Annotated in this window: 13 protein-coding genes; 6 read left to right on the top strand and 7 right to left on the bottom strand. The window is 44.2% G+C overall.

Features of this window, described 5'->3' with window-relative positions; translation table 11 throughout:
- From tuf to JNK13_09665, 4 genes are all read right to left on the bottom strand, one after another.
- A partial coding sequence (tuf, locus tag JNK13_09680; GenBank protein ID MBL7663007.1) for an elongation factor Tu occupies positions 1-139 on the bottom strand: 139 nt, incomplete at its 3' end.
- A gap of 49 nt (positions 140-188) precedes the next feature.
- A complete protein-coding gene (fusA, locus tag JNK13_09675; GenBank protein ID MBL7663006.1) occupies positions 189-2,297 on the bottom strand; it encodes an elongation factor G in 2,109 nt (702 codons plus the stop codon).
- 47 nt (positions 2,298-2,344) lie between these two features.
- Positions 2,345-2,815 carry a 30S ribosomal protein S7 gene (gene rpsG, locus JNK13_09670; GenBank protein ID MBL7663005.1) on the bottom strand — a complete coding sequence of 157 codons (471 nt, stop codon included), beginning with the start codon at positions 2,813-2,815 and terminating at the stop codon, positions 2,345-2,347.
- A gap of 56 nt (positions 2,816-2,871) precedes the next feature.
- A complete protein-coding gene (locus tag JNK13_09665; GenBank protein ID MBL7663004.1) occupies positions 2,872-3,243 on the bottom strand; it encodes a 30S ribosomal protein S12 in 372 nt (123 codons plus the stop codon).
- 671 nt (positions 3,244-3,914) lie between these two features.
- Between JNK13_09665 and JNK13_09660 the strand changes: the two genes are divergently transcribed.
- From JNK13_09660 to JNK13_09640, 5 genes are all read left to right on the top strand, one after another.
- Complete coding sequence (locus JNK13_09660) at positions 3,915-4,349, top strand: hypothetical protein (GenBank protein ID MBL7663003.1); 435 nt, start codon at positions 3,915-3,917, stop codon at positions 4,347-4,349.
- 195 nt (positions 4,350-4,544) lie between these two features.
- Positions 4,545-10,961 (top strand): VCBS repeat-containing protein, encoded by a 6,417-nt coding sequence (locus JNK13_09655; GenBank protein ID MBL7663002.1) that lies wholly within the window; start codon positions 4,545-4,547, stop codon positions 10,959-10,961.
- A gap of 318 nt (positions 10,962-11,279) precedes the next feature.
- Positions 11,280-13,172: a hypothetical protein gene (locus JNK13_09650; protein MBL7663001.1), complete on the top strand. Its 1,893-nt coding sequence runs from the start codon at positions 11,280-11,282 to the stop codon at positions 13,170-13,172.
- 224 nt (positions 13,173-13,396) lie between these two features.
- A complete protein-coding gene (locus JNK13_09645) occupies positions 13,397-13,834 on the top strand; it encodes a hypothetical protein (GenBank protein ID MBL7663000.1) in 438 nt (145 codons plus the stop codon).
- Positions 13,835-14,119: 285 nt separating this feature from the next.
- Complete coding sequence (locus tag JNK13_09640; protein MBL7662999.1) at positions 14,120-15,259, top strand: ATP-binding protein; 1,140 nt, start codon at positions 14,120-14,122, stop codon at positions 15,257-15,259.
- Here JNK13_09640 and JNK13_09635 read toward each other — a convergent pair.
- The gene (locus JNK13_09635) at positions 15,237-16,343 is read right to left on the bottom strand and encodes an ABC transporter substrate-binding protein (GenBank protein MBL7662998.1); all 1,107 of its coding nucleotides are present in this window, start codon (positions 16,341-16,343) and stop codon (positions 15,237-15,239) included. The genes JNK13_09640 and JNK13_09635 overlap by 23 nt on opposite strands.
- Before the next feature lie 150 nt (positions 16,344-16,493).
- On the opposite strand from JNK13_09635, the gene JNK13_09630 reads away from it, so the two are divergent.
- Positions 16,494-17,261, top strand: coding sequence for a hypothetical protein (locus tag JNK13_09630; protein ID MBL7662997.1), 768 nt, complete (start codon positions 16,494-16,496; stop codon positions 17,259-17,261).
- Between the two features lie 144 nt (positions 17,262-17,405).
- Here the strand turns inward: JNK13_09630 and ccoS are convergent, their stop codons facing one another.
- Complete coding sequence (gene ccoS / locus JNK13_09625; protein MBL7662996.1) at positions 17,406-17,552, bottom strand: cbb3-type cytochrome oxidase assembly protein CcoS; 147 nt, start codon at positions 17,550-17,552, stop codon at positions 17,406-17,408.
- A gap of 4 nt (positions 17,553-17,556) precedes the next feature.
- A partial coding sequence (locus tag JNK13_09620; protein MBL7662995.1) for an HAD-IC family P-type ATPase occupies positions 17,557-18,096 on the bottom strand: 540 nt, incomplete at its 5' end.

Genomic DNA, 18,096 nt, shown 5'->3' with positions numbered 1-18,096 from the left:
ACGCTCGAAACTCCCCCATCCCAGCTTCCGCTGCCACTTTCGTAATCGCTGCCGTCAAACTCGTCTTCCCATGGTCCACGTGACCAATCGTTCCGACGTTCACGTGTGGCTTGTTTCTCTCAAACTTTCCTTTTGACATATCTAAATCTCCTTGTTTGCCTTTTCTTCTCTGTCAAAAAATCTAAAAACTATTTTTTCTGTGCGTTAGCGCTTCCAACTACTGCTTCAGCAACTTGTGCTGGAACAGGGAAGTAATGGCTAAAGTGCATGGTAAATACTGCGCGACCCTGGCTCTGCGAACGCAAGTCTGTAGCATAACCAAACATTTCTGCCAAAGGCACCTCGGCATCGACCACTTGGGCCCCTGCCTGGGCGTTCATTCCCATGATTTTTCCACGTCTACGGTTGATATCCCCTACAATATTAGAGAGGAAGTCATCTGGCGTTACAACTTCAAGCTTCATGATTGGTTCGAGGAGTTGCATGCCAGCACGGCGGGCAGCTTCCTTGATTGCAATCGATCCGCAAATCTTAAATGCCATGTCCGACGAGTCCACATCATGGTATGTGCCGTCTATCAGATCAACTTCAACGTCAATCATTGGGTAGCCAGCAAGCACACCGCCGGCAAGAGCTTCGGTCATGCCCTTCTCAATCGCTGGAATGAATTCCTTCGGAATCGCGCCACCCTTAATTAAGTTACTAAAGATAAATCCTGATGTTGTTTTGCCTGGACGTAAATTAAAGACAACATGCGCGTATTGACCTCGACCACCACTTTGGCGCGCGTACTTGTAATTTTCTTCAACACTACCAGTTACAGTTTCGCGGTAAGCAACTTGAGGCTTACCGACGTTAGCCGCAACTTTGTGTTCGCGCATCATGCGGTCAACAATAATTTCCAAGTGCAATTCGCCCATTCCAGAAATAATCGTCTGGCCGCTTTCTTGGTCAGTGCTCACGCGGAAAGAAGGATCTTCCGCAGCAAGTTTCTGCAAGGCCACGCCGAGCTTTTCTTGGTCAGCTTTAGTCTTTGGTTCGATCGCAACTGAAATTACTGGCTCTGGAAATTCCATTTGCTCAAGCAAAATTGCCTTGTCCTGATCACATAATGTATCGCCGGTAATTACTTCTCTTAAACCAATCGCCGCACCAATATCTCCGGTCTGGACAATATTAATTTCTTCGCGCTTATTGGCATGCATTTTCACAAGGCGTCCAATGCGTTCGCGTTTGCCAGTGCGGGCATTTAGCACTGTTGAACCAGATTCAAGTTTTCCCGAATAGACTCGAATAAAAGAAAGCGTCCCATGCGGGTCGTTGATAATCTTAAATGCAATTGCAGAAAATGGCTCATCGTCCTTAGGCGCACGGGTTAAGACTTTTTCCTTATGATCGGGATCAACTCCTTCAACTGGAGGCAGATCTTCAGGTGATGGCATATAATGCACAACACAATCTAAGAGTGGTTGAACGCCTTTATTCTTGAACGCAGTTCCGCAAATGATTGGAACGATTTCAAACTTTAATGTCGCCTTACGGATCGCTGCAATCATTTCTGTCTGTGAAAGCTCTTCACCGGCAAAATACTTCTCCATTAACTTATCATCTGTCTCAGCAACAGCTTCAATTAGAGCAGTGCGCGCGGCTTGCACTTCAGCTTTCATGTCCTCAGGGATTTCAGCGTACTCATATTCAGCACCAAGCGCTTCATCCTTATAAAGGATTGCGCGATTAGCAACTAAGTCGACGATGCCCTTAAATTGATCTTCAGCACCGATTGGGAGTTGCAATGCAATTGGTCGGCACTTTAAACGGTCGCGAATCATGCTGATACATTTATCGAAATCTGCGCCAGCACGGTCCATTTTGTTAATAAAACAAATTCGTGGAACTTTATATTTATTAGCTTGGCGCCAAACAGTTTCTGTTTGTGGCTGCACGCCAGAGACCGCGTCAAATACGGCGACAGCGCCGTCGAGTACACGCAGTGACCGTTCAACTTCAATTGTAAAATCTACGTGCCCAGGTGTATCGATAATATTGATGCGATGTTGCGGCATGTCGCTGTCTGAACCTTTCCAGGAACAGGTTGTCGCAGCAGAGGTAATGGTAATTCCACGCTCTTGCTCTTGCTCCATGTAGTCCATGGTCGCAGCGCCTTCATGCACTTCACCGATTTTATAATTTACACCAGTGTAATAAAGGATGCGCTCCGTGGTAGTAGTCTTACCAGCGTCAATATGCGCCATGATTCCGATATTACGAACCCTCGAAAGAGGAATTTGAGAACTCACGCTTACCTCACTAAAAACTTAAAAATCTATTAATCTATCGCAAAAAATTACCAACGATAGTGAGCAAACGCACGGTTCGCTTCAGCCATCTTGTGTGTATCTTCACGTTTCTTCACCGATCCGCCACGGTTTGAAGCAGCATCTAAAAATTCTGCCGCAAGGCGATCTAACATCGTTTTTTCACCACGGTCGCGCGCATTTTGAATTAACCAACGCACTGCTAAAGCGTCGCCGCGCACGGGACGTACTTCCATTGGGATTTGATAAGTTGCACCACCCACGCGACGAGAACGTACTTCCACAAGTGGGCGCACATTTTCCATTGCTTGGTTAAAAACTTCGAGCGGATCCTTGGAAATTTTTTCGTGGATTTTATCTAAAGCACCGTAAAAAATGCCTTCGGAGACGCTACGTTTACCATGCCACATCATGGTGTTGATAAACTTAGTAACTAACTCCATACCAAATTTTGGATCAGGAAGAACTTTACGGGAGAAATCTCTTTTCTTACGTGACATATTTGTTCTCTTCTTATTAAGTTAATTTAAACTCTAACAATCCTGTTAAGCTGCTCTTACTTAGGGCGTTTCGCGCCGTATTTAGAACGGCTCTGCTTGCGGCCGTTAACACCTTGAGTGTCAAGTTTTCCGCGCACGATGTGATAACGCACACCAGGAAGGTCCTTCACACGACCACCGCGAATCATCACGACCGAGTGTTCTTGCAAGTTGTGTCCTTCACCGGGAATGTAGCTTGTGACTTCGATTCCGTTGGTCAAACGCACACGTGCAACTTTACGCAACGCTGAGTTTGGTTTTTTCGGTGTTGTTGAATAAACACGAGTGCAAACCCCACGCTTCTGAGGGCAGTTTTGTAATGCCGGAGAAGCGGTACGGTTAGACGCTTGTGTTCTACCTTTACGTACTAATTGATTAATGGTTGGCATCGTAAAAATTGGCGCGCAAAAATTTCTGCGCCTTAATCCTTTTTAATTGTCATTGTTATCAACGCTTTAGCGACAAATTTTTCAAACGCTAAACGTAGTTCACCCCTCAGGGAACCTACGCGGAATCTCTCGCCGCTAAATGGCCTGAAGGAAGAGCCGGGGTTCTAGACTATTCAATCCCGAGTGTCAAACACTGGGAATTAGATCTTCGGCAGGCAGTCCCACGGAATCATATACTACCGAAATCATTATAAGTATTATTAGTGAAAAAGGGGGTCCCCGGAGAGAGAGTCCACACTCCCACGACATATATATAATATATTGTAACTCAAGCAAAATAGCCTAAGAGACTGTCGTCTTGAGTGAATTGAATGCGAATATCATGAGCATTTGATGAGTCGAACGATCTCCAATCATTACAACGCACCAGTTCATGCTTATAGCAATCAGAATTAGAGAATTCTCACTAGCTATTTTGCTGAGACTTCCTTGAACGTTACTCATTCAGAAAGAGCGCAGAGCGGAGCCTAGCAGCAGACATGAAAAGTTTCCATGTGTATACTAATCACGGGTAGTTGGGATTAGAAGGTTGAGCCCCTTAGTGGATTGGAATCAAATCACCTTTCTGGATTTTCAGTTTAGTTACTGGAAGTGCAAAAAGGTGATTAAAGATGGAACTCTCATTCACAACTTGGCCGGGGTTAATTTTTTTCTGCCTCGCGACTTTGACAATTATGCGCATCGCGTATCGAATCAGCAGTAAGCAAGAACTCCAGGCTGGCATCAAATCGAGTGATAAATATTTTTACACTTTCCTCGCTCTGATCTTGTGCTGCATAGCAGCAAGCTTACTGATGTCCGTGCTACTTGCCGAAGTGCAAATTTCGATTATCCTCTGGCCTATTCATGGCTACATGATCGCTACAGTCATTGCCGTTGCTGTCACATACTGGATTGCAGACGCGCGTAATGAAAAGTTTAGAGGAAACCCGGGTGACAAGTTTCTCTATCCATTTCTAGTATTGCTAGTGATGGTAACGATTACGTTCTGCACATTGCCCGCTGCGCGCAAGGCCTTTGAGAAATCATTGTTTTGGCAGCGCTAAAGCAAGTCTACGCTGTCAGACACCGACCAGGAGGTTTTGCATCCCAACACCTCCGTTTTTCATTGGGATGATTGCTCTAGTTGTCATAGCACTTTTTCAGCACGCTTGACCGAACAATCATTCGACTATCCTAGACTTTGATTTATTCTCAGATTAGTGCTTTGCTTGAGTAAGTTGCAGTGGAGGTTTGGCTTTATGTTCAAAAAGTACGTTTACGTATTTACTTTATTCCTAATCGCTCAATCAATAACTACTGCTTTAGCGCAAGACGACAAAACCGATCGAGACCCTTACGATTTAAATGATCTAGCCGTTGACGTAATCAATCAGGCACACACTTTTTCAAACGCACAATCAAATAGCTGTTCACGAGGCACCCTCGATGGCGCTCTAGATGTGGACTACCAAGGTCAGGCGCATTACGACATTCCGATCGAATTACCCCCAGGCTCAAATGGACTAATGCCAAGTTTATCTCTCAACTATTCCAGTTTACCTACTAACGGTCAGCTTGGAATTGGTTGGAAGATTAAAGGACTATCTGTAATTACTCGCTGCCCAGCGACATTATTGCAAGATGGTTTCCCAGGAGGAATTAAATTTAATCAATTCGACAGATACTGTTTAGACGGGAAACGCTTAGTTGCTGTAACCGGTGCTAATGGAGGCAATAATGCGCGCTATCGAACTAATCCAGATAGCTTCTCACTAGTGACTTCACATGGAATTACTGTCGGCCAGTATTACGGCCCTCAATATTTTAGAGTCTATACCAAAGATGGCATGATTCTCGAATACGGTGGGAACAGTAGTTCAAGCTCTGGGAGAATTGAAGCTGTTGGTTTGCCAGGGAATCCTGTTGGCAATGAGGTACCAATCAGGGAATGGGCCTTGAGTCGTATTATCGATCGCCAAGGAAAATTCATTGAATTAAGCTATGGTAAACCATCGACACCAACAGGTGAGGCATGGCTCACTTCAATCGCTTACACAGGACTTTGCAGTTTAAATCTTACAAGTGGATCATTGCCTGGAACTTGCAGCACGATTACCCCTGCGTATAATAATATCCGCTTTGTATACTCGTTTAACCGAGTCGATACTCAAACAGATTACCAAGGCGGAGCAACCGTTCCGGTCACAGCACTCCTCACAGATATCTTCACCTCTACATCTGGTCAATTGGCATCGCAGTATAAACTCAGTTATGAATTAAGTAACGTCTCAGAATCTTCAAGGCTAAAAGCAATACAGCGTTGTGATGCAAATGGGATCTGCTTAAATCCAACAATTTTAACTTGGAGTGACGACCCAAATTCCAATTTCCAAGCTAATTATCAAGGAGTAGTCGGCTCAGGATACGGTGGCCGCCATACAATCAAGGGGCATAAACGCTTTAAAGACGAATGGGGTTTTGGTTTTCCGCTAGGCGTAGGAGTTGTCCACTCGAATACACCTAACTACACAAGCACGAGCGTGATGATCAACGCTGGTGTTTCTTACCGTTTTTCATTCAGTAAAAAGAAATGGGAGCAGCATGAGGCGCAACTCGGAGATTTTAACGGCGATGGAAAAACTGACGTAGTTCAGTTTGCTCAACTCCATAATCGCGAAGGCCATGTTTCGCTGTCTGATGGGAGCACATTTGTTTCACAGTCAGCAACAAATCCGTGGGGAAGTGGATTCGGGGATCTTTGGCAAGATCGAATTGGTGATTTCAATGGAGATGGGAAGTCTGATGTCATACAAATCGCATATAGTAAAAAACATCCCACGCAAAATGCCGGGCATGTCTGGCTATCTGATGGCACGAAATTTATTTCTCAAGGTATCTGGGCTCATGCAACTTCTGATCCTGGAAGATTCATCCTTGGAGACGTAAATGGTGATGGTCGAACCGACTTATTAATGTTTCCCGAAGAAGAAGATTCTGGGTATGCCGATGTATGGCTATCATCCGGATCTAGCTTCATTGGACCTTATCGCTGGGGCGATGCGAATATGCCCTTTCCTTCAGTCGATCTTGTTCAAGTTGGTGATTTTGACGGCGACGGGATGTCAGATGTAATTGTGCATCAACCTTATACCGGTGGAATTTATGGAACGATTGATGTGTTTAGGTCGACAGGTACAAATTTCGAACACATCCAAGGTATAAATTATATCAAGTATCAAAACGACTATACGGTAATTCAACTTGGGGACTTCAATGGCGATCGACTAACTGACATGATGCTGTTTGATTACAGTCCAACTCAGGGCGATACATTCACCCGTGTATTTCACTCCACTGGTAGAAGATTAGAAATGGCCCATGCTATCACGGATAGTAAAGCAATTATCGATGCTGGAAACAAATATGAGTTCAGAGCTCGCCTACTCGATTTCAATGGAGATGGACGAACAGACTTGTTAGTGTTTAGAACAAATGGCAATGCTGATTTATATCTATCACGTGATACAAATTTTGAGTTAATTAGCAATTTTGGCGGACAAAACCCGTTCGCCTCACCGATCGATGAATTTGCATTCGGTGATGTTGATGGTGATGGCCGGGCTGACATTATACAATTTACACGTGACTCGGCTAACTCAGCCTCAGCCTGGTTTTCTAACGCGATTGTCTTCCCGGATAAATTAGTTAATGTGCGCAATGGTTATGGTCGAAATTTAAGTATTAACTATAAGCCAACCAGCGACGATTCAATTTACACTCCTCAATCAGTGCCATCCAGCGCAGAACTTTACACTAGAGAACAACGCGGTTCTTGGTATGTTGTCAGCCAAACTAAGGAAACGAGTAATTTCTACAACGACCAGGAGCAAATTTATACTCATGACTACGGCTATGTAGGAGGGAAATATAATGTTAGCCGTGGCTTGCTTGGATTTAATAAGATAACTTTTAGTGATAATTTACGAAGGCATAGACTAGTCCAAACTTACAATCAAAAGTTTCCACTAACCGGAACGCAATCTGAAAGCATTTTCTCGGTCGATCAACTAAATAATGGCAGCTATACGCCAGTTGTCATTGATTCTACAAGCTGGGGAGTAAATGCTGTAGGCAGTCTATATTTTCGCATCAAACCTGTTTCAAATATTACTACTCAGTATGAGTTGAATTCGCAGATGAAAAGTCGGCTGCATTCAAACTACAACTATGATCAATTCGACAACGTAGTTTCACAAAATATCCAAACCGCTTCTTCGGATTTTAACTCAACAATTACTACTAGCTATTCAAATAATAGCTTAACCTGGAATCTTGGGCTGCCGCTTAAAATCACTAAGACATCGTCAGCAACAGGAGTAACCTCAAAAACAGAAACTAGGGTTAACCAGTGGAATCTGGCACAAAGGTTGCTCGATCGAACAACTTTGTCATGGAATACTGCAGGCTCAACAAGTAATTTAGTGAATGATTTTGCCTATGACAGTTACGGCAACATTTTACAAGACAATGTCTCAGGATCGAACATCAATCCTCGTGCTGAAAATTTTACGTTTGAGCCGAATGGCCGCTTTATGACTGCGGCTACAAATGCACTCGGTCACATTTCTTCAATGCAATTTGATTCACGCTTTGGCGCTCTATTATCATATACTGACCCTAATGGTTTAGTCAGCTCATATAGCTACGACGGGTTCGGCAGATCGACAGGTGTATTCATGCCGGATAATACAAGCATTGCGATAGATTATTGTGCATTTCCTCAGGCTGGCACTATCTTGCCGACATTTAACCATGGAGTAAGCATAATCCAGACTGGACGACCAAAAAAGTACGTTCAATACGACATCTTAGGTAGAGCGGTACGGACAACGAGAGAGGGTTTCGATGGAACCTTAATATTTAAAGATAATATCTTTGATAATTCATTCCGACTAGTCCGGATGACCGATCCTTATTATCAGACAAATCCTAATCCACCTACTTTTATCTATGGCTATGATATTCTCGATCGTATCAATCTTGCGCAGGATCCTAACGGCGCTAGTTCTACATTCTCATGGGCTGCTCCTGCAACAAATTTAGTCTCAAATCCAATCGTGACTACAAACGGATTCGGGCAAGTTATCGAACAACAGCTTCCACAAAATCATATCAGGCAAACAATTTATAACGATATCGGCCAAGTCATTCAGGTCAAAGAGATTGATGCCACAAACTCCAACCTAGTCTCTTGGCAAAGCTATAAATATGACGCTGGAGGCAATCTTTATAAAACTGCTAATGCAAAAAATAATATTACCACGATTGATACTGATGACTTTGGGCTACGCCTAAGCTTAAGCTCTCCCGATAGCGGCTTAACAACTTACAGATACAACGTATTGGGCGAGTTATTGCAAGAAAACAATTCGCGCGGATTACAAATTAACTATGGCTACGATTTATTGGGTCGCCTGGTCTCGCGTGTTGCTCCAGATGGTGCGACTAATTGGCAATATGACATTTCTAAGCTCGGAACCCTTGAATCAGCAACAAGTCCCTCTGGAGACTTAGTACAGCTCGGGTATGATAATTTAACAAGATTAACGACAATCAAAGATAAAATTCAGTCTACAACCTATACGCGTTCTTACGGATATGATTCAGCTGGCCGAATGAATTCGATCACCTATCCAGGGACCCCAATTTTCAAAGTCGGTTATGGATATAACGCTCGAGGATACATAGACCGCGTTTTCAACGCTCAAACAAATGCAAATTATGCCAGCATTAATCAAATGACAGCTTTAGATGAGCTTACAAATTTTACTTATGGCAACGGCGTCGTAAATCAAATTGACTATGATGCGATTACAGGAGAAGCAAACGCAATTAAAGCAGGTAAAAATTCAACTACAGCAGTGCAGTATTTAGATTATGCGTATGACAATATCGGGCGCGTGATCGCTAGAAATGATAACCGAACATTCACGTTTGAGCCATTTCAATACGACATCTTGGATCGTTTAACACTTGATACATCATGTAATTTAGTGCTGTGCTGGTATCCAACAACTCGCACATATGATGAAATTGGCAATTTACAGACGAAAGAATTTTATGATTTTCAAGCTCAAACTGTAGAATTTTGGAATTATCAATACTCCCCAACGCAACCACATGCCGTAACTGCAATTAATACAAATACTGGAACAAAAACGTTTAGTTATGACGCTGCTGGTAATATGAACACGGGGAATGGAAGGAACTACGCTTGGGATTCTAGAGACTTGCCGCTAGGGGCTTTCGACGGCACATCAGATTTGAGATTTAGATTTAACGCCTTTGAAGAGAAGAGCATGTCTTCAGATGCTTTGAATCCGAGTTATAAAACTATTCATATCGGTGAACTCCAAGAAGAAACAGTAACATCCGAAACATTCGGGCGCGATCGCTATATCTATCTTGGGAATCTTCCTATTGCTACGCATTCGGAAGTAAGTTCAACTACCGGGACTAAAGCCATTACTGTCAATTATTTACACCATGATAACATCGGTTCAATTACTGCTAAAAGTAATCTTGCTGGAAATCTAGCCCAGACATTCACGTACAAACCCTTTGGTGCACCGGGGCAAGCGAACAATCAGCCTAACCGTAAAGGTTTTACTGGACATAGACATCTAGGAAAGATTGGATTGATCGATATGCGTGCTCGCATGTTTGACCCTGAAATCGAGAAATTTGTTTCCAGCGACAAACTGGTGCCCGATCCTTTCAACACACAAAGCTATAATCAATATAGCTATGTAAACAACAACCCATTAAATTTAATCGACCCGACGGGACATTTCGATATGCCACCTGGCGACGATCAACCAAAGTTTCAACCAACTCAGTATAACGTACCTACCTATCCAGCAGGCCCGTCAAGTCTTTCACCAATGATTTGGAGTATCACAGTCAGCGCGGTCGGAGTTACTCAAGAAGGAAATTATATTGTGGACTTAAATCCAGTATATCGTGCAATTCAGACATATCAGCAAAGTATGGGAACAGTCACTGCACGTATTCCACAAATACAACTACAAATCTCCTCAAACTTTTTTGTTGAAACGCAGAGAGAAGCAATCGAACTAGCAAACTACCGTAAATTCGTCGAGCGGATTCCCCAGAAACAACTATTAAACGTACCCTCATATAAATTAAACCCTTACAACAAAAAAGATCAGATCTTGTACCAAGCCGTGCGGAATGCTCGTGGAGACAAAGCACTACAAGATCTGGACAATTTTGCTGAAGTCGCAGGAAACATTTTATCTTTCGTGCCGATTACGGCACTTGAAGTTCGTGGAATGCGAGCCTTAAAAGCTCTTAAGGATGGAACCGAGTGGTATCAGGCTGGACGTTCCGCGTATAAAATTGCAACTTCAGATAGCACAGCTACTGCTGGAGATTTAGCAAATATTGCCGACATTACTGCCGGTAAATTTATCCCAAAACCGAAGAACTATGCGCAGCAGGCAACGGTTGAATCAAGCAAATTAGCCATAAAAAAATCATTAGAACAGAAAAAACTGAATCTTGGAAAAGCTGCTTTTCAGACTGGATCGAAAGATATTTATTATGGCCCTGCAGGATATGGCGTGATTACAACTGACGTTCCACTTCGATAGCAATACTGTATGATTTAACACTGCGTATCTTAAATCTCCAAGATCGCCTTATGATAATAAGTAGAGGTCGCCTTATTATTTTATTGAGCTCTCTATGCCTTTCCTACCAATTGCAAATTTGACTATCGGCCCTATGCTTTAGTAACATAGAAAGCCTTGCCGCGCATGATCTCTGAAAATTAAATCCGGGTAAAAATTTAATCTAACTGTCACTTTAGAGGCTGCATCCGTCTCGTACTTGCAAAGTGACAGATGACTCACAGGTTTTAAGACAGGAAACCACTGTCGTCTTCGTCAAACAAGCCCAGAAGGAAAACAATGCATAGGCTACTCTCTCTCGCAATGGCTGCCGGCCAACCTGGCGGCAGCGCAACACAAGACCTCGGCGCCGGAAACGTGTGCTTCGACCTATCAGACCTCTACCAAGGCATAGACGATCCGCAAATTATGGCGGATCTCAAGACCTACGTCGAAGGTCTCCGACAATTTGCGGCTAAGTATCGCGGCAAACTCGCCAGCGACCTCGCCCCAGCCTTACTCGAGTTGGAAGAACTGAAAAAACTTAGCGTGAAGTTTATGATGTTCGCCAATCTCACTTATCAACTCGACGTCACTGACGATGCTCGGAAAGCTCTGAAAGAAACTCTGAGCGAGCGCGTGCAGTCTGCCTGGGGCGAACATATGTCATGGTGGGAGATCGAAATTGCCGGCTTACCGGAAGAAGTAATCGAAACTCTCGGCATGGACGAAAAAGCTTCTCGACTCGTCCCCTACGTCATGCTCATCCGCAAACGCGGTGAGCATCTTCTGACTGCAGAAGAAGAAAGTCTTATTGCTACTTACGGACCGCTCGTCCAATCGTGGTCAGCTCACTACCAAGCGGTTATGGCTGGCGTTACATTTACGATCGAAGGCCCCGGCTTTGACGAGCCGATGACTGGAGACGTCATAACTGCGCTGAACATCATGGGCAGCGATGGAAATCATGACCGCAGACAAACGGCAATGTGCTGCTTAAACAGCGCATTAGCTGAGAAACTTGTGCCAACAGCTCTCGCTGCGCTCAATGCAATAGCGGGAGAAGTCGCAATGGTCGATGGGAGACGCGGGTACTCAGGTGTGTTTGCTCACAAGCACCTCGACAATAACTTCTCTCCGGCAAGCTTCGACGCGCTCTCTGCAGCAATGCAGGGTGCTGGGCGAGAAATTGTCAGTCGTTACTACAAACTCGTTGCCGCACATCGCGGCGTGGATAAGCTTCGTTGGTCCGACAGGCTCTGGGTGCCGTATGGCAGCGACACGCTCGTCCCCTGGGGCGATGCAGTGAAGCTCGCAGAAGAAGCCTTCGCCGCGATCGGCCCGAAGATGCTTGCAGAAATGCAAGCATTAATGGTTCAGCCATGGAGCGACGCTCCGAACTACAAAGGCAAGGGCTCGGGTGCATTCTGCGAAGGCGGATGTTTCCCTGGTGGATCTGTCAGGGCGTACATGTTCTACAACCATCAAGGATCGCCAAAAGACGCGCTCACGGTCCCGCATGAACTCGGACATGGCGTGCATTTCATGCTCGCCGGTAAGGCTCAAGGACCGCTACTCATGGATGCGCCGCTTCCGCTTGCGGAAACAGCTTCAACCTTGGTTGAGGTAGTAGCACTTTCGCTCATGCTTGAGCGCTGTGCCAACGACCAAGAGCGAGTGCACGTGTTGATGTCGGCCATTTCGGACTTCCTCTCAACGGCAGTTCGCCAAATGGGCTTTGCTTTGTTCGAAGAAAAGTTCCACACGGCACGGCGTGACGGCCAAGTCTCGCTCGAACAAGTAACGCGGTTCTGGCAAGAATCCTTGCACGAACTCTACGGCGAAGACGGCGAGGTCTTTGACTTCAGCGACACTGATGCGCTGTGGGCCTACGTGCACCACTTCATTGATTGGCCGCTTTACGTCTACGCCTATGCTGCCGGCATTTGCATGTCGCTTGGGATTTGGAGTAAGCGCGACGAATTGGGTGACCGGTTCGAAGCAACTTTAATCCAAGCGCTTGAAGCTGGTGGTTCAAAGACATTCGAGCAAATCGCTGAACTTTTTGGTCTCGATCCAACGCAACCAGAATTCTGGAATGGCGCTTTCGAAATCATGGGTGCAATGCTCAATCAAGCCTGCGAGCTGAGCGGAGAAACTTGGTGTCCCGGACCCGAAGGCGCACACATGTAAGAAAAAGGTTCGAGTCACTGTCGTTAGTTGCACGTCTAGGGAGACCTAGGCGTGCACACTTTTATATTATTCTTGAGTGTCCTGATTCTCTCACTTCTTTGATCCAATCTTGAAAATTTATTCAGCACGGATTAAACTGCTTACTTGGGTAGAGGCTGTTTTGTTTAGGTTTTTTAGTTTTACCTAGCACTCGTTCGACTGCAGAAGGAGTGGTAGGTAAAAAAATGACTAATGTTATCACATTCAAATCGTTGTCTGCCAAAGGTTGGGACTGGTTGCTCGTAAACGTAATTTACAACCTTGGCTTAGATCTCGCCGTGCTTATCTTATCACTACAGATGCTTTGCATCGGTGCCGCAAAAAACTTTGCCTTTCCCTCACGGAGCATTTTTGTTGTCAGCATGTTTACGGGGATGCTGCTCTGCTTTGTACTTGGCCGTGTTATCAGAGCCCTTGACGACAGAAAGCATGAAAACAAATGGTACGGCTTCGCGTTACCACTAGCGATCATCTTCCCGATGCTCTTTTTGAACATGCAACAGGGACCGCTGTTTTTAATCGGAGGCATTGCCGCAATTGCCTCTTTGATTGCGTCAGTCGCCACCTGTGTGTCCATAGGACTTGCTGTTGCTTCCAAGGATGAACACTTCGGCGGCTATTAGCGTCAATGGCACTAGCTAGGGTGAGGCAGATTTAGGTTTTCCATGTGTTAATCTAAAGCCGCCTCACCCTGCTATAACAGCAAAGCTAATTTCGAAAATTCCCGGTTTTCCTAGAGACTATTTTAGTGCCGCCTCGTTCTTGCGATCCTTCGCGGTTACTCCGTGCTCTGTTAACTAATAATTTCCGATATTTACCCGGCACTTACCCATGAGTAAATTAAAGGTACATTTACTTTACTCATGAGCAATTTAAAGGTATACTTACTTTACTCATGCAAATATCTTATGCGCAATCAACGTTATCTTGAACCATATATCGACAAAGATCTTGAGAAGAAAATGGTTTTCCTTGATGGCCCTAGACAAGTTGGAAAAACCACTCTAGCACTCAATCTACTTAACCAAGCCTCAAAACAACATCCGGCATACTACAATTGGGATATCTTAAAGCAGCGTACTCTAATTAAGAATTTAGAATTCGCACAGCAAGAAAAGTTAATTATATTAGATGAAGTTCATAAATATAAACGTTGGCGCACGCTGGTGAAAGGATTTTACGATCAGCATTATCCGCAAAAAAAATTAATTGTCACAGGCTCTGCGCGACTGGATTATTACCGTAAAGGTGGTGATTCTTTACACGGGCGTTATCATTATTATCGCCTACACCCGCTGACGTTGGGCGAGCTTACTACAAAAGCATCAAAGAGCGACCTAGCCCAGCTTTTAAAATTCGGTGGATTCCCCGAACCATTTTTTTCCGGAACAGAACTAAACTGGAGGCGTTGGTCTCTAGAGCGAACTACTCGCGTTCTCTATGAAGATCTAAGAGATTTGCATCGAGTCCAAGAAATCTCCTTAATCGAATTATTAATTGATGCCCTTCCACAAAGAGTTGGCTCGCCCTTATCAGTCAAAAGCCTAGCTGAGGATTTAGAGGTAGCCCCGCAAACAGTCGAATCCTGGATACAGATGCTGGAGAACTTATATTACTGTTTTCGCATTTTACCTTATGGACCGCCAAAAGTCCGCGCAGTAAAGAAAGAGCGAAAACTTTATTTTTGGGACTGGTCAATGAGTCCAGCTGGGGGCCCTAGGTTTGAAAACCTGGTGGCCTCGCATTTATTAAAATACTGTCATTTTATTCAAGACACTCAAGGCTACCAAATGGAATTGAGATTTCTACGTGATTTCGATAAGCGCGAATGTGATTTTGTCGTGATTAAAGATAAAAAACCAGTTTTCGCAGTCGAATGCAAAACTGGAGAGAAAACAGTTAGCCCATACTTAAAATATTTTCGCGAAAGATCTAATCTTTCATTAATATACCAAGTTCACTTGGGAGCAAAAGATTACGGGTCGGCAGAGAAAAACGTTCGCGTCTTACCGTTTAGCACATTCGTTAATGAGCTGAAGCTACCTTAACAAACTGCCCTGCGGTAACTTGCATCAAAATCAATCCACGACTGGCTTGTCGATCGTTACTAAAATTAAAACTCCCCGATGCTCCGACGATGCTTGCTTCTGCTTTAATTTGAGCTGCCACACAATCTCCAAGCGCAGTAGATGCATGAGCACGCTGACAAGCCTTAATCCCCTGCACAGCTAAGATCGTTCCGTCATACGCATTTGCAGCAAGCACTCCAGGTTCATAACCAAATGCTGCCTTAAAATCCGTGACGAAGTGTTTACGCACAGAATTTTCCAAGAAACTTTCGTGATCGGGTCGATAAAATGTAAGCCCTTCGGCCGCTTTTCCTGCAACTTCAACGATTGAAGGATCTTCAGCTTCATAGACTCCAAGCACGGGAAGAGTCATTCCGACTTGACGGATTTGCTTCAAAAGCAGGCCCAAAGTATTTCCTAAATGCACTGCAAAAATCACGTCTGGTTGTTTTGCTTTTGAGAGTAAGATAGCACTGCGAAAGTCATTGTCACCTACAGCATTAAGGTAACTCCCAACTACCGTTCCACCAAGTTTACTGAAGCGCTCATTAAAATAGCGCTGATAATCTTCACCAAAATCTGTTCCGATATAATAAATCGCAGCTGTTTTTGCGCGGAGCTTAAGTGCAGCATACTCGGCAATTTTCTCCGCCTCAACCTTAACTGCACCATTGATACTCAAGATATAAGGACTTGCGTTTAAGATCTTATCCGTTGCTGTCGCGGAATGAATTGTGAAGAGTTGATGTTGATTGATTAGTGGTGCTGCAATTGGCATTGCGGCAACGCAAAAGTTTCCAACGATTGCATCAATATGCTTTAAGCCAATTAGGTCATTGACTGCCGTATTGACACCTGCTCCTAAGCAGGCATCTTGGAAATAGGCCTTAACTTCAATTCCTGCTCGAGCCAGATCCTTAACTGCAAGATTAACTCCATCCTGCATGGTTTTTCCATAGGATGCAAAATCACCACTGAGTGGCGCAAGCATACCGACCTTGATTGGGTCGGCTGATGCGATGTTAACTGCAATGAAAACAATTAGTAAAACAATCTGTCTCATAATATTCACCCCGTATTCAGGGCTCATTCTATGAATTGTTGGTTTTCAATCAACGACAGTAGCAAGAATTGTCGAAATTTCCTTGTATTTACTGCGTTATATCTGCTATTATTTTGTTGATACATTTTCGACAACACCCTCATCGAGCGTATGCTAGAGAAGCTATTTAAAGACTGTGGACTAAATCAGGGCGAGCAAGAGGTGCTCACTTATTTACTTACGCGCGGTCCGCGTGGTGCAGCAATTATTGCCAAAGGAACGAGCATCAAGCGTCCAACAGTTTATTCAATCCTTGAGAACTTAATTGATAAAAACCTAGTTCGCAAAACGAGCAACAAGAGTATAACTTTTTTCAGTGCTGTTTCGACACAGGAAATCCCCAAAATATTACAAGCCAATGCACGGTCGGAATTTGAGCGTGTCTCGCGCGCGGCAGAATTAATGACAGGCGAGTTAAAAAAAATCTCCACTCCTGCCGGCTCGGAAGTGATCGATTACTCGGTGTTAACCTATGATTCACCTGCCGCCGCCTGGAAACAACATTTTGAATTTGCAAGTAGTGGAGGATTTTGTGCAATTTTTAATCCAAACATTGCAATTAATGAGCATACTAAGCAGGGTGTGCTACCATTTTTAAAGACAACTAGCGCAAAGCGCTTTAAAATTCGTGAACTTGCAGTCGATGGGCCGATAACCAGGTGGTATGTGAAAAATATTTGCAACCCGCATCATCACGTTAAGATTCTAAATCAGCAAACTGCGATTATATCTAACATCATTATGCGCGATGGCGTTGTTAACATCACCCACTATACCGACGACGGTCTAATGACAATTAAGATCGACCACCCTGATTTCTTTGAAACAATGCAAACAGTTTTTGAACTTCAATGGCAACAGCTAGATTCTGTTGATTAATTACACTACAATTGGCTTTTACGATTTAGATTCAACAGCGTCAATTCCTGGGTCATATGCCCTCGTCTTGGGTATCGGTCCGGGAGTATCGATTGAAATGATTTTGCTAGAGCCCCACGAAGATGTTCCAGAATTTCAACAAAATCACTCTTGATCGTCGTCAAAAATAATTCGCTGCGGGGGCGTCTCTAAATCATCAAACTGCCCCCTACGTGCCGCCCAGAAATAGGCCCCAAAGCCAATCCCGGCTAACAACAAAGAAAGTGGTAATAAAAAATAAATTACACCCACAAAATTACTTCCCCCGCGCGACAGCGCAGTTAAATGGTTTGCTAAGTAGTGTAGAACTAATTACCGTGAGCGAAGCAAGTGGCATAACAAAGGCAGCAAATATCGGATTAATGTATCCACATGCGGCTAGTGGTGCGGCAAGTGTATTATAGCAAGCCGCCAGTAGGATATTTCGCTTCACTAACCTAAGAGTCCGCTTTGCAGCTGCAAATAAATCCACGACGTTTTGAAGATCGCCATTCAAGAGATAAACGTCAGCAACTTCGAAATTCGATTCAATCCCGCCCTGCAGGCCAATCCCGAGATAGGCGGTCTTCATCGCCAAGGCATCATTTACGCCATCTCCAATAAAGCCAGCATAAGACAGTTTCCGTATTTCACTAGCCTTTGCTTCGGGACTTAACTCACCAAAAGCAAACTCTGGAGCAATGCCAATTTTCTCAGCAATTGATTTTACAACTGGGATAAAATCGCCAGACATAATCATCAACTCAATTTGCTGCTGCTTTAGATATTTAACGAGCTCGCTAGCCTCAGCTTTAAT

It is taken from the genome of bacterium, assembly GCA_016786595.1.
Lineage (GTDB): Bacteria > Bdellovibrionota_C > UBA2361 > SZUA-149 > JAEUWB01 > JAEUWB01.
Note: the sequence above shows the minus strand (reverse complement) of the source record. Positions and strands in the feature narration are given on the sequence as shown.